Here is a 14,198-nt window from a genome sequence, read left to right as displayed (position 1 = left end):
TTTTTATCCTTTATAAGTTTTTTCTTTGCTCTTTAAAAAAACCAAAAGCTGTTGGCATTTTTTACATTTGATGATTGTATTTTCATTTATCATGCTCATATGATCTTCAAAATTTAATCTATGTTCTATTTTGCAAGGACAAGAATAAATAAATTCTAAATTTTCTTGCATTATGGGTTGCTTTTGTGTTGATTTTTCATTATTTAAAGCTTTTGTTTTATTTTCATTAGCCCAAATTGCTATTTTAAGATCATATTTTAAAATATGCTTATAAAGCCAATTTGACATCATGTAATACAATCTTTCTTTAAGATCATTTGTAGTTTTTATATTTTGAATCAACCTAGACATTTCATATATGATATTTTTATGCATTTGTCTATGTTCATGAAGATAGGGATATTGAATTTCTTCCATAAATTTTTCTTCATCATGAAAGTGTTCTTTCATATAATTAAAGAGTTCTGTTAAAATTTCTTTTAATTCATCTCGTTTAACAAATCTATAAACTGCATTTTCAACTTTTGCGGCAAGTTCGAATAATTTTTTATGTTGAGCATCGATTTTTTTATTATTAATGTTATAGCATTCATCCCAAGCTGGAATCAGCCTATGATCTTCCATTTTTCCAAAGCCCCCCCCCCAGTCCATTTACAAAACATTTTATCAATATTCTATAAATATTATTTAAATATTATATCATAAAAATTTATTTTTATATATTTTTTTAATAATATATTTAAATGTATAAATATACTTTTTATTATATTTTTATTAAATTTTATTTAAGATAGTTCAAAATTTCATTGCTATTCTTAAATACTTACAATTGCTATAAATTTTATTTTTTTGCTATACTCCTTTTATGCAAAAACAAATCCTAGCTAAATTACAAAATAATATTCTTATTTGGTATAAAAAAAATGGTAGAAAAGAGTTACCTTGGAGAAATTTACAAAACTCTTTATGTGATAAAAGACTTTACCATATTGAACGCTCTTATGGGGTTTATATCAGTGAAATTATGCTTCAACAAACTCAAGTAAAATCAGTTTTAGAAAAATTTTACTTTCCTTTTTTAGAAAAATTCCCAAATTTAGCTAGCCTTGCAAATGCAGACGAAGAAAAACTTTTAAAAGCGTGGCAAGGACTTGGGTATTATTCTAGAGCCAGAAATTTAAGAAAAGCAGCCATTATTTGCATACAAAAATTTAATGGGTCTTTGCCAAAAAATATCAAGGATTTAAAAAGTTTAAATGGTATAGGAGCTTATACAGCTGGGGCTATTGCTTGTTTTGGATACGATGAAAAAGTAAGTTTTGTTGATGGAAATATAAAACGCATTTTATGCAGATTGTTTGCCTTGCAAAACCCTAGTACAAAGGAACTAGAACTCAAAGCTGAAAAACTCTTAAATTTAAACAATGCCTTTGATCACAATCAGGCTTTACTTGATATAGGAGCTTTAGTTTGTTTGCCTAAAAATCCAAAATGTGGAATTTGTCCACTTTATGAATTTTGTATAGGGAAATTTAATACAGAACTTTATCCAAGAGTTAAAAAAATATCATATGAAAATTTAAATTTAAATCTTGTTCTTTTAGAGTTTCAAAAGAAATTTAGCATTCAAAAAAGTTCTAAAAAACTTTATAAAGGTATGTATAATTTCCCTTTTTTTGAGGACAATGAATTTAAATTTAATAAAAATATGAAATTAATAACAGAGTTTAAGCATAGCTATACTAGATTTAAAATCAATGTTAGAGTTTATCATCAAATTTTAGACAAGAAAGATAAAAGTCACAATTTTAAAAGTCTTGAAGAATTAGACAATATGCCCCTTTCAATTCTTTCTTTAAAAGCTTTAAAAATACTTAAACAATCCATTATAAAATTTGATAGCGAGGTTTGATTTATTATAATTATAAAATTATTTTGAAATTGAATTGGACAATAATGAAATTTAAAAAAATTTATATAGAACTTAGCGATATTTGTGGTTTAAAATGCGATTTTTGCCCTTGGGTGAAAAATACAAGAGGTGTTATGAAATTATCAAATTTTAAAGCTTTGGTAGAAGAAATTTCAAATAAAGCAGAACTTTTTACCTTTCACCTACTAGGAGATCCTTTACTTTTGCCAAATCTTGAAGAATACATTCAAATAGCCTATGAAAAAGATATGAAATTAGAACTTACAACAAGTGGCTTTTACTTTAATGAAAAAAATCAAAATTTACTTTTAAAATACTCTAATATTTATCAAATTAATATTTCAATCACGGCTTTTTTAAGTCAAAATAAATTAAATTTAAAAGATTATTTTGCACCTATTTTAACTTTTTGTCAAAAACATCTTGAACAAGATATTAAAAGTTTTATCAATCTTAGGCTTTGGAATTTAGATGAAAAATTTAATTTTCCTAAAGAAAATTTAGAATTTTATGAATTTTTAAACTCATATTTTAATGTAAAAATTGATCCTAAGCAATCTAAAAATCGTCTTGCAAGACATATAATACTTCATCAAAAAAAATCATTTAACTGGCCTAGTTTAGAGAATAAAATCATAAATACCAAAGGAACTTGTTATGGGCTTATTAAGCAAATTGGAATCTTAAGCAATGGCACAGTTGTGCCTTGCTGTTTAGATGCTAAAGCTTGCATTAACCTTGGAAATATCTTTGAAAAACCTTTTACAAGCATTATTAACTCTCAAAAATCAAAAAAAATTATACAAGGCTTTAAAGAAGGAAAATATTTAGAAGCTTTATGTCAAAGATGTGCTTTTAATGTAAGTTAAATTTAATTTTTTTTAGCTAAATTAAACATTTTATTTTATAAAAGGCAAAGAATGAAAAAAAACCTAATCATAGTCGAATCTCCCGCTAAAGCAAAAACCATAGGAAATTTCTTAGGAAAAGATTATGAAGTTATAGCCTCTAAAGGTCACATTAGAGATTTACCAAAAACAAGCTTTGGTATAAAAATAGAAAATGATGTTTTTATCCCTGAATATAAAATTACAAGTGATCATAGCTCCTTGGTAAAAGAATTAAAAGAAAAAGCTAAAAATGCTAAAGAAATCTTTCTTGCAACGGATGAGGATAGAGAAGGAGAAGCTATAGCTTATCATATAGCAAAAGCCATAGGAAAAGACGAAGAAAAACTTCCTCGTATCGTATTTCACGAAATCACAAAAAGTGCTATTGATCATGCTCTAAAACACCCTAGAAAACTGAATATGAACTCAGTCAATGCTCAACAAACTAGACGTTTGCTTGATCGCATCGTAGGTTACAAACTAAGCCCTCTTTTAGGACAAAAAATTCAAAAAGGTTTAAGTGCTGGACGCGTTCAAAGTGCGGCTTTAAAAATCATAGTAGATAGAGAAAAAGAAATTCGTGCTTTTATACCTTTAGAATATTTTAGCATTGATATGATATTCAAAAAAGATCTAGAAGCGGAATTAATAGAATTTGATAAAACCAAAATAGAAAAACTTACCATAACCAATAAAGACCGTGCTAAATTAGTTCTTGAAGCTTGCAAAAATGATAATTATTTTATAAGCGAAATAGAAAATAAAGAAAGAAAAATATCACCCCCACCTCCTTTTATGACCTCAACTTTACAGCAAAGCGCTAGCAATCGCTTAGGATTTAATCCTAAAAAAACCATGATGATAGCTCAAAAACTCTATGAAGGAGTAAATACTCATCAAGGCACAATGGGTGTAATCACTTATATGAGAACAGATAGCTTAAATTTAGCCAAAGAAGCAATCCAAAATGCAAGAGAATTTATCAAAAATAATTTTGGAGAAAAATATCTCCCTAATAAAGCTAATGTCTATACCACAAAAGCTAAAGGAGCTCAAGAAGCTCATGAAGCAATACGTCCTACAAATCTGGACTTTACCCCAGAAATTGCAACCAAATTTTTAGATAAAGACGAGTTAAAACTTTATGCCTTAATTTACAATCGTTTTTTAGCCTGTCAAATGAATCCTGCTATCTCTGGAACTCAAAATATTTTTGTAAAAAATGATAGAGCTGTTTTTAAAATAAGTGGTAGAAAAATACTTTTTGATGGATACTATAAAGTATATGGAGATATGGATAAAGATAAAATTTTACCCGATCTTAAAATTGGAGAAAATTTAAAAATACAAAATTTAGAAATGAATTCTCATTTTACAGAACCTCCTTCAAGATACTCTGAAGCAGGACTAGTAAAAAAACTTGAAAGTTTAGGCATAGGAAGACCTTCTACTTACGCCCCTACTATCTCTATACTTACAAGCCGTGATTATGTAAAGATTGATAAAAAACAATTAATTCCTAGCGAAATAGCTTTTGTAGTTACTGAGATGCTTGAAAAGAACTTTAGTGATATAGTAGATAGTAAATTTACTTCAAATTTAGAAAATACACTTGATGAAATCGCTGAAAATAAAGCTAATTGGCAAGAAACTTTGAAAGAATTTTATTATCCTTTTATAAAAAAAATAGAAGAAGGAAAAAATAAAATAGCAAGTCAAAAAACTGTTGTAAAACTAGGAGAACTTTGTCCTGAGTGTGGCGGAGAACTTGTTATAAGAAAAGGACGTTTTGGTGAATTTGTGGCGTGCTTAAATTTTCCAAAATGCAAATATTCAAGAAATTTAAACAACGAAAATAAAAATGAAGACCAAAATTCTACAAAAGCTAAAACAAACTCAACAGGCATAATTTGTCCAAGCTGTAAAAAAGGTGAAATTGTAGAACGCTTTTCAAAACGTGGAAAATTTTATGGTTGCAGTGCTTATCCAAAATGTAATTTTATAAGCAAATATAAACCAAGCGATGAAATATGCGAAGAATGTGGTGAAAATTTAGTGATTAAAGAACTTAAAAAAGGCACATTTTTAGAATGCCTTAAATGTAAAATAAAAAAAGAAATCAAAGACTAATTCTACTTATGAAAATGGAATTTATTTTACATTTTCATAATTTTTATTAATTTTATAAATTAAAACATTTACAAAACAATACAAAATTATTAAAGTTTAAAAAGGAGACTAAAATGCAAAAACAATACATCAAAGCTGATGTTATTTTAAGTTTAGGATCTGCTTGTCGCACTGCACATCACTTAAGAAAAAACCATTTAAGATTATTTTCTTCTCCGCTTGATTGGATGGTAAGTGGTGATTTAGATATAATTTATGATTTATTTTGCAATGATTTTAAAGATTTTTTCTTAAATTATGAAGTAGTTAAACATTCTAAAAAAGGCGATAAGGCAGATGAGCCAATTCATGTTAAAGATGTCAAATATGATATTTTATCCATTCATCATTTCTTTGCTAATGAAGATTTAAAAATTCAAAGCAAAAGAGTCAATGAACAAAGCATTTATCGCTGGAATAAAATCAAACAAAAATTACTTTTAGCCAAAAATATTGTTTTTATCCATTGCGGTAACTTTGAACTAGAAAAAATAAAAAAATTTTTAACAAAAACTTCTCTTCTTTTAAAAAGAAACGGGGGGGGGGAATAATATAAATATTATTTTATAAATATTAGTTCAAACGAAAATTTAAACGAAAATGAAATTTATATAGATGAATTTAAATTTAATGAAAATTTACATATCATAAACTACACTATCAATGATTCTTATAATGGTTTTATAGGAAATGCATCTGCTTGGAAAAAAATTTTAAAAAGCTTAAAAATGCCACTAAAAATTAAAATAAAAAATGCTATTAATGATTTTTTTATCCGTTTAAAAAGAAGCTGCAAAAGAAGAATAGCTTTTTTTACAAAAAAATACAAAAATGATATCAATGAATTTCATTAAAACTTACCTACCCTTAATGATAAAAATGCCAAATCTAAAAACCCACTTAAAACATTAAAACAAAATAAATTTATTAAATTAAGGCTTTTTTGTTAGAATGCAAATTTTAATTACTAAATAGGAGAAGCAATGCAAATTATGCTTTGTGCTATATGCAATATAGCAAGCGGAGGATGTAGCGAAGATTGTAAATACTGCACTCAAAGCTCTTTTGTTAAAACAAATATTTTAAAATATAAAAGAAAAGATATCAAGCAAATTATTTTAGAAGCTAAAATGGCTAAAAAAAATCATGCTCTAGGATTTTGTTTGGTAACTGCAGGGCTTGGACTTGATGATGAAAAATTAGAATATGTTTGCGAAGCTGCATATGCGATACAAAAAGAAGTTCCTAATTTATTTCTTATAGCTTGCAATGGTATGGCAAATGTGGAACAACTTAAAGAACTTAAAAAAGCAGGAATTTTCTCTTATAATCACAATCTTGAAACTTCAAAAGAATTCTTTCCAAAAATTTGCACCACTCATACTTGGGAAAGTAGATTTAATACAAATCTTAATGCCAAAGAAGCAGGATTAATGCTTTGTTGTGGCGGAATTTACGGAATGGGAGAAAGTGAAGAGGATAGAATAAGCTTTAGAAAATCACTACAAGAATTAAAGCCTTTTTCAACTCCGATAAATTTTTTTATTTCTAATGAAAATTTAAATTTAAAAGCTCCAAAATTAAGCGCAGATGAAGCTTTAAAAATAGTGCGTGATACAAAAGCTGCATTACCTGATTCTGTTGTTATGGTAGCAGGGGGACGTGAATTTGTTTTAAAAGAAAGACAATATGAAATCTTTAAAGCAGGAGCTTCTTCTATTGTTATAGGAGATTATCTTACCACAAAAGGAGAAATAGCCTCTAAAGATATTGAAAAACTTGAACAAATGGGATTTAGTTTTGCTTCAGAATGTCATTGAGCACCAAGATTTAATTGATCTAAAAATTCTTGCAACAATAGCTTGTTGTTTATTTTTTTCTCCATATATTGCCAAATCTTTACGACTACCTATTTCTGCAACTGAAATTATTTTAGGTTCTATTGTGGCGTATTTTCATTTTATAGAAGATAGTGAAAATTTTAAACTTTTAGCTAATATTGGTTTTTTCTATCTAATGTTTATTGCAGGTATGGAAGTCAATTTAAGAAATTTTTTTAATATGGAAAAGAGACTTATTAAACAAAGTATTTATTATATATTTTTGCTTTATTCTTTAGCTTCTTTGATAGTCTGGATTTTTAAACTTCATTTTATATTTATTTTGATAATTCCTATAATGAGTGTTGGACTTTTATCTATACTTTTTAAAGATTTTGGTAAGCAATGTTATTGGCTTAATACAGCTATGATTGTTGCTACCTTAGCTGAAGTTATTAGTATAGTTTTAATTACTATCGCAGGAGCTTTTTTAAGAGAAGATACAAATATCATTAATGTAGGTCAAAGTATTTTATATCTTAATATATTTTTAGGGCTTTGTCTTTTAAGTTTTAAAATCCTTGGTATTTTATTTTGGTGGTATCCTGGATTAAAAACTATTTTAATGCCTGAAGAGGACAAAAACGAAAAAGATATAAGATTTTGCATTGCTATTTTTATTTTAATTATTATAGCGATGATTTTTACAAAATTAGAAGTTGCACTTGGAGCTTTTATAGCCGGTTCTTTCATAGCAACCTTTTTTAATCATAAAAAAGATTTAGAACACAAACTCTCAAGTTTTGGTTATGGTTTTTTAATTCCTGTATTTTTTATCTATATAGGTTCAACTTTTGATATTAAAATACTTTTAGAATATAAAATCATACTTTATTCTTTTTCTCTCATGCTTTTAATGATGTTTTTAAGGATACTTTGCTCTATGGTTTTTTTAAAGGATATTGGCTTTAAAAACTCAATTTTATTTGCCTTAAGCCACTCCATGCCTTTAACTTTATTAATTGCTGCAGCGACTTTATCTTTTAATGCTAAAATTATTTCTTCAAATTTATATGCTGCTTTAATTTTAACAGCTTTATTTGAGGTTATAATAGTTTTAAGTCTGATAAAAATTGTATCAAACATAAAAAAGGAAAATTAATGAATCTAGATTATTATTTAAATTTGGCTATTGAGGCTGCCTCTTTGGCATCTAAGGCTATAATGCAAACTAGGGATTCTTTAGAAATTTGGAAAAAAGAAGATAAAAGTCTTGTTTCAACAGCAGATATGGTTTCTAATGAAATTATTACACAAAAACTCTCACAAACTAATTTTAAAATTTTCTCAGAAGAAAAAATTTTAAAATACGAAGAAAGAAAAAATCTAGAGTATTTTTGGCTTATTGATCCTCTTGATGGCACAAGTGGTTTTTTAAAAAAATCAGATGAATTTTGCGTTATGATTTCTCTTATAAAAGAACAAAGACCCATTTTAGCTCTAATTCAAAGCCCTAGCACAAACAATGTTTTTTATGCACACTTGCACACCCCTGTTTATAAAAATAATACAATTTTAAAAAAAGATGAAAATTTAATAAATCAAAATAAAAATACCGCTCTTTTAAGTGTAAATCATTTAAGCAAAGAAGATGAAAACTTTGCAAAAAAACACAATCTAAAAGCTCTAAATATAGGCTCAGGACTTAAATTTTGTGCCATTTTAGAAGGAAGAGCTGGGGTATATAAAAGAAATGAGAGCTTAAGTATATGGGATATAGCAGCAGGAGATTTTTTAATCAATCAAATTGGTGGTTTTATGGGAGATTTTAATTCAAAACTATTAAACTACAATCAAGAAAGCTATAAAGCTTTACCTTTTATAGCACTTTCAGATAAAAAATTCTTAAAAGATTTTTTATAAGGATAAAAATGAAAATTTTATTTTTAATGCTTTTTTTTCTAAATGTTTTATTATCCAATGATTTCTCGCAAAAAAAAATTTTAAGCATCAAAGCAAATGAAGATCCTTTTGAAATCATTGATTTAAAACAAAACAACCCAATAAATCTTTATAAACAAGAAGCTCTTTTTAACAGCTCAAATATAAACAAAGAAAAACAAAATAATCCCAAAGATGTAAAAACCGATTTTGCTATACTTGTAGGTTTTAAACCGCATTTTGGTTTAGCCTTAAATCAAATTTATATTAAAGCTGATCAATTTTCTTCTTTATTTATGAAAAATTTTTTCTTAAATTCACAACTTCATTTTATAAATTCTAAAGCCAATGAAATATATCAAAATAAAAAATATCTTGATTTATTTAGCATAGATAATAAATTTCATATTTTAAATATTTCCAATTTTTTAAATTATGAAAAAGATAAAAATAAAATCTATTCTCAAATTACAGATTTTCTAATCGTAATGAATTTAAACGAATTTTATATCAATACAACAAATTTTTTTATAACAAAAACAAAAAGTGCTAACGCTCTTATTAATTTTAAAATCATTGATGTTATTACAGGAAAAATAATAAGTAGCAAAAAAATCAAACTAAAACTTTCTCTAGATTCTTATAACGAAGAACAAAGTTATAAGCTTATATTAGATCAAATGCCAAAAATGCTTGCTGAAATTATCGATAAAGAAGATTTTAAAAAATGAAAAATTTTTATATGCAACTAGCCTTAAATGAGGCATGGAAATATCAATTTTTAACCTATCCAAATCCTGCTGTTGGTTGTGTGATCTTAGATAAAAATGAAAAAATTTTAAGCATAAAAGCCCACGAAAAAGCGGGTTGCAATCATGCTGAATTAAATGCTATAAGCGAAGCCTTTAAAAAATTAAAGCCTGAGATTTCTTTACCAAAAGAAGCCAATGCTTTACATGAATTTATTTGCAAAAATCATCAAGGAATTTTTAAAGATAGCATAGCTTTTGTAACACTTGAACCTTGCTCTCATCAAGGCAAAACACCTCCTTGTGCAAAACTCTTTAGCGAACTTAAATTTAAAAAAGTTTTTATAAGTGTTAAGGATGAAAATAAAATAGCTAGTAATGGGGCTTTATATTTAAAAAAACAAGGCATTGAGGTTGAATTTGGAATTTTAGAAGAAGAAGGTAAAAAACTTTTAAAACCTTTTTTAAAATGGCAAAAAGAACAATTTAAGCTTTTTAAACTTGCTCTTTCGATGAATGGTTCACCCTATGGCAAAATAGTAAGCAATGAATTAAGTCGCACTTATGCTCACCAAATAAGATCAGCTATTGATCTACTTGTTATCGGTGGAGAAACTATAAGAGCGGATAGACCTATACTTGATGCAAGACTTTGCAAAGGCAAAGCTCCCAATATTTGCATAAAAACTCATAAAAATTTAGAAGAATTTGATAAAAACATCCCTTTATTTAAAGTTCCAAATCGCAAGATTTATACTCATATCCCAGAGGAAGCAAAATTTATAATGTATGAGGGCGGAGAAAATTTTTTAAAAAATTTCAAAGATGAAATAGATATGTTTTTAATCTTTCAAAGCTCTAATTTAAATAATAAAGAAAATATCAAAATACCTTTAAATTTAACCCCGCTTTTTAAAGCTAATTTAGGAGAAGATAGCTATGGCATTTATGAGTTTTGATATTTTTTTATATGCAAAAACAGATTTAAGAATGTTTAATATAAAAGAGATAAATTTAGAAAAAAAAGGTGTATTTAACTATGAAATAAAAGCTAAAAAAGATAAGCTGAATCCTTATGATGAAAGCTTTGTTTATAGTGATAAAAGTGAAGATATTTTTGAAGCAAATGATGAAATTATTATCTCAAATCTTGGTAAAAAAATCATACTTTTTAATAACTACTCAAAAAATATTAATAATTTTAAAAAAGCAAAAAAAACTCATTTATTAAATCTAGCCCTTTTAGGCTCTTTAAATATCTTTTTTATAATCCTTGCTTTTTTAAATAACTTTAATACAATCAATTGCTTTTTAGTGCTTTTTGGTCTTTTGTTTTTAACTATGGGACTCATTAATTTAAAACTACTTAATAAGCAAATTCATATTTTAAAAAATTTCAAAAGCGAAGAAATGAAACAATTTTTAGAAAAAAATCATTAAAAGAGATATTTAACTTTGCATTTAGTCGATTTCATTTAAAATGGATAAGTAATTAATTATAGATTTTATAAATCAAGAAGAAGCTATGAAAAAGATAGTTGCTTTACTCGTGGTACTTTAGTTTTTTAAACGCTGATTTTAAAAAAGTAGATACATATGTTTTGATTTTAAAGAAAAGCTTAGAAAGTGTAATTCTTTACTTACAAATTCAAAGACAAATGTGTCGCTTAAATAAAATCAATAAATAAAGGAGGAAATAATGTTTGCATCTGTCAATTCTCAAAATACTTTATTTTCTTATGAAAATTTAAACATTGAGAAAAAAGAACTTGTAAAATTACAAAATGAAAACAAAACTCCTTTAGAAATTCCAAGTGATCAAATAGGTGGTGTTAGAGTTATCTTTGAAGATAAAAATAAAAATTTAATCAGTATAAATTTAAGTGAAGAAAATTTCAAAAGCTTACAAGAAAATTTTAGATCTTATACAAATTATATCCCAAAAGAAGATGGCTCTATAAGATTAAACGCAGAAGCTGAGAATTTCATCTCTTCGTGGTTTAATACTGCTTTAAATTTAGATAGTGCAAAAATAAATTCAAATCTTTATGATGATTATAATCTTATGTCTTTTAAAAAAGATAGACCTACTTTAAATCAAAGCCTAAATCAGCTTGGAAAAAGTAATTTTAATGCCATAGATGAAAATGCAAATATCACCCAAAAGCTTAATTTTTTAATTGATAAAGATGTCAATAAAGATGGCAAAATTGAATTAGGAGAATCAAAACCCGATGAACCCAAAGAAATATTAAATTCTCTTAGAGAAAGTTTAAATGGATCTTCAAAGATTACTGATAGAATAGATCCTCAAAAAATAAATGAAGAACAAAAGAAAAAAATAAAAAAAGTTGATAATAAAAAAGAAGAAGATTTGCTTAAAAAAGCACAAGAAAAAGGTTTAAGTGCATTAAGTGCTAATGAGCAAGAAAAGCTAAAAACACAAAATCCTAAGGAATTTAAAAAATTACAAGAAAAATCTTTGCAAAATTTAAGCTTAAATTTAAACAAAGACTTTAATCAAATAAAACTTGTAGATAAATTAGTCTAAAAGGTATTTAAATTTATACCTTTTAGAGCGTTACTTATAGTTTTACTTATAAAATTAGAACTACTAATACTTAATTTATCTAAGAATCTATCTAATTTATCCTCTTCTTTCCAAATAGGGTTTTTAACCCCTGCTAAATGCTCTAATTCTTTTTTAGCGTTTTCATAATCACTAAGCTCATCAATAAGCTTTAAATCCTTTGCTTCTTTAGCCAAAAACACTCTTGCATTAGCCCAAGTATCTTTTTGATCAAGATTTAAACCACGCTCTTTTGCTACATAACTTGTAAAAAGATCATAACTTTGATTGATTAAATTTTGTAAATATTTTTTTTCCTCAGCAGTCCAAGCCCTTGTAAAAGTTCCAGCACTTTTAAATTCTCCTGCTTGCAAACTTTGCTCTTTAATACCAAGCGTATTTACCAGCTCACTTATATCAACTCCTTGCATAATAACTCCTATAGATCCTATAAAACTTGCTGGATTAGCTAAAATTTTATTTGCACCTACTCCTGCCAAATAACTTCCGCTTGCCATAGTTCCACTTGCATAAACAACTACAGGTTTTTTTTCTTTTAAATTTTTAATTGCTAAAGCAAGTTCCATACTTGGTGCAAAAGATCCACCTGGAGAATCTATAACAAAAAGCACCCCTTTTATATTATCATCATTTTTTGCATTAATAATTCTTTCTAAAACTTTTGAGCTATCAAAAATCTCTCCTTTTAAATCAATACGCTCTAAATTTGCAAAATTTGATTTTGAGGCAGAATTTGGCACAAGAATTAAAAAAACAATAAACAAAAAAACAAAAGTTTTAAAATAAGTATTAATAAATCGAATAATTTTTCCAAAAAAATTAAAAAAACACTTTAAAATTTGCATTCTTTTCCTTTAATAAATAATTTTTCAACAAATTTAGCATTAAGAATAAACTGCAAAGGTAATTGTAAATTTTCACATTCTTTCACTTCAAAAAGACTAAAATCAGCACTTTTTCCTATTTTAATTTCTCCTAAATTTAAATTTAAAGCCTTGGCTGGATAAAGCGTTGCCATTAAAATAAGTTTTTTTGCTAATTCTAAAAGATTAAAATCTTTGTGTATAAGTAAATTAGCACGCATTTCATCTAACATAGATAAAGAGATATTTGAACTTAAGCCATCTGTGCCAAGATGAATATTTAAACCACTTTTTAAAGCTTTTTTTAAATCTAGGCTTTTTCCACTTAAAAGACGATTTGAAAATGCACAATGCGTTATAGAATGTAAATTTGTATCTAAATTTTCCCATTCTTTTAAATAAACACAATGAGTAAAAAGTGTTCTTATATCTTTAAAAAGTTTTAAAAAACTATCTACGCTATAAAATGGAACTGGATTAGAAGTAAAGTTTTTTAAATAATCTTTAAATTTCCCTTTTGCAAATCTTAACCAAAAATTCTCAGCCCTACTTTCTAGCAAATGAGTACTAACAAGTAGATTTCGCTCTTTTGCTAAATCAAGAGCAAATTTAGCAAGTTTTGGGTGAGTAGAGTAAGCAGAATGCACTGATACCGCTGGAATAAATAAATCGCTTTTATGCTTTAATGAATCTTGAAATCTTTTTAAAAATTCTTCTTTTTTAACAGCAATTTGATTTTCGTTGCTTCCTAAAATTTCATTAAAAAATATTATACGCATTCCATCTTTGCTTGCCTTAACACAAGGTTTTAAATCACTTCCAAAACTTGAAATTTCGCCTATGGTTGCCGTTCCTGTTTTGCGCATCCAATTTAGTTTTTCTAAAATTAAATCATTCTTAGCTTCTTTGCTAAGTTCATCTCTTGAATTAATAATACTTTTTAACCAAATTAAAAACTCTCCAAAATGTAAAGTATAAGAATTTGCACTAAATTCTAAGTGCGTGTGAGGATTGATAAAAGAAGGAAGCAAAAGCGTGTGTTTATGAGACTTTATAAGCTCTGCTTTAGGATATTTTTTTTGCAAAGTCTCTAAAGAATCTATAGCAATAATTTCTTCTTTAAAAGCCAAGGCCTTTTTTTCTAAAATATTAAATTTTTCATTACATAAAAATATTTTATCACTATAAATTATTTTCATACTTTCCTTTCAAAGCCATAATTGTAACAAAAATTTATTTTAAA

Annotated in this window: 14 protein-coding genes; 11 read left to right on the top strand and 3 right to left on the bottom strand. The window is 26.4% G+C overall.

The features are described from left to right. Nucleotides 1–3 precede the first annotated feature (3 nt). Nucleotides 4–624, bottom strand: a complete 621-nt coding sequence (locus CNZW441b_RS00375) for a bacteriohemerythrin (RefSeq protein WP_216681592.1) — start codon at nt 622–624, stop codon at nt 4–6. Between the two features lie 241 nt (nt 625–865). Between CNZW441b_RS00375 and mutY the strand changes: the two genes are divergently transcribed. From mutY to CNZW441b_RS00320, 11 genes are all read left to right on the top strand, one after another. Further along, nucleotides 866–1,912 carry an A/G-specific adenine glycosylase gene (gene mutY, locus CNZW441b_RS00370; RefSeq protein ID WP_131163999.1) on the top strand — a complete coding sequence of 349 codons (1,047 nt, stop codon included), beginning with the start codon at nt 866–868 and terminating at the stop codon, nt 1,910–1,912. Between the two features lie 44 nt (nt 1,913–1,956). Further along, on the top strand, nt 1,957–2,802 hold the full coding sequence (locus tag CNZW441b_RS00365; protein WP_131163998.1) for a radical SAM/SPASM domain-containing protein: 846 nt from the start codon (nt 1,957–1,959) through the stop codon (nt 2,800–2,802). Between the two features lie 51 nt (nt 2,803–2,853). Further along, nucleotides 2,854–4,953 carry a type I DNA topoisomerase gene (gene topA / locus CNZW441b_RS00360; RefSeq protein WP_131163997.1) on the top strand — a complete coding sequence of 700 codons (2,100 nt, stop codon included), beginning with the start codon at nt 2,854–2,856 and terminating at the stop codon, nt 4,951–4,953. Between the two features lie 113 nt (nt 4,954–5,066). Then, nucleotides 5,067–5,543, top strand: coding sequence for a DUF1796 family putative cysteine peptidase (locus CNZW441b_RS00355; protein WP_131163996.1), 477 nt, complete (start codon nt 5,067–5,069; stop codon nt 5,541–5,543). A gap of 432 nt (nt 5,544–5,975) precedes the next feature. Next, complete coding sequence (locus tag CNZW441b_RS00350) at nt 5,976–6,812, top strand: biotin synthase (protein WP_131163995.1); 837 nt, start codon at nt 5,976–5,978, stop codon at nt 6,810–6,812. Continuing rightward, nucleotides 6,793–7,974, top strand: coding sequence for a cation:proton antiporter (locus tag CNZW441b_RS00345; protein WP_131164083.1), 1,182 nt, complete (start codon nt 6,793–6,795; stop codon nt 7,972–7,974). The genes CNZW441b_RS00350 and CNZW441b_RS00345 overlap by 20 nt, the downstream gene beginning before the upstream one ends. Next, on the top strand, nt 7,974–8,735 hold the full coding sequence (locus CNZW441b_RS00340) for a 3'(2'),5'-bisphosphate nucleotidase CysQ family protein (RefSeq protein ID WP_131163994.1): 762 nt from the start codon (nt 7,974–7,976) through the stop codon (nt 8,733–8,735). The genes CNZW441b_RS00345 and CNZW441b_RS00340 overlap by 1 nt, the downstream gene beginning before the upstream one ends. An 8-nt stretch (nt 8,736–8,743) precedes the next feature. Beyond that, nucleotides 8,744–9,484, top strand: a complete 741-nt coding sequence (locus CNZW441b_RS00335) for a hypothetical protein (protein WP_131163993.1) — start codon at nt 8,744–8,746, stop codon at nt 9,482–9,484. Further along, nucleotides 9,481–10,461, top strand: a complete 981-nt coding sequence (gene ribD, locus CNZW441b_RS00330) for a bifunctional diaminohydroxyphosphoribosylaminopyrimidine deaminase/5-amino-6-(5-phosphoribosylamino)uracil reductase RibD (protein ID WP_131163992.1) — start codon at nt 9,481–9,483, stop codon at nt 10,459–10,461. Before CNZW441b_RS00335 ends, ribD begins: the two co-directional genes overlap by 4 nt. Then, nucleotides 10,451–10,942 (top strand): hypothetical protein, encoded by a 492-nt coding sequence (locus CNZW441b_RS00325; protein WP_131186429.1) that lies wholly within the window; start codon nt 10,451–10,453, stop codon nt 10,940–10,942. The genes ribD and CNZW441b_RS00325 overlap by 11 nt, the downstream gene beginning before the upstream one ends. Before the next feature lie 259 nt (nt 10,943–11,201). Then, entirely contained in the window at nt 11,202–12,053 is an 852-nt protein-coding gene (locus CNZW441b_RS00320; RefSeq protein ID WP_131165612.1) for a hypothetical protein, read from the top strand. Here the strand turns inward: CNZW441b_RS00320 and sppA are convergent. Together sppA and mqnF are read right to left on the bottom strand one after the other, a co-directional pair. Beyond that, nucleotides 12,050–12,937: a signal peptide peptidase SppA gene (gene sppA, locus CNZW441b_RS00315; RefSeq protein WP_131165613.1), complete on the bottom strand. Its 888-nt coding sequence runs from the start codon at nt 12,935–12,937 to the stop codon at nt 12,050–12,052. The two genes, CNZW441b_RS00320 and sppA, sit on opposite strands and share 4 nt — an antisense overlap. After that, nucleotides 12,925–14,154 (bottom strand): aminofutalosine deaminase family hydrolase, encoded by a 1,230-nt coding sequence (mqnF, locus tag CNZW441b_RS00310; RefSeq protein WP_131186430.1) that lies wholly within the window; start codon nt 14,152–14,154, stop codon nt 12,925–12,927. The genes sppA and mqnF overlap by 13 nt, the downstream gene beginning before the upstream one ends. Nucleotides 14,155–14,198: the final 44 nt, after the last annotated feature.

Origin of the sequence: Campylobacter novaezeelandiae (assembly GCF_018968685.1) — a bacterium.
Taxonomy (GTDB): domain Bacteria; phylum Campylobacterota; class Campylobacteria; order Campylobacterales; family Campylobacteraceae; genus Campylobacter_D; species Campylobacter_D novaezeelandiae.
This window is presented reverse-complemented; position numbering and strand designations above follow the sequence as displayed.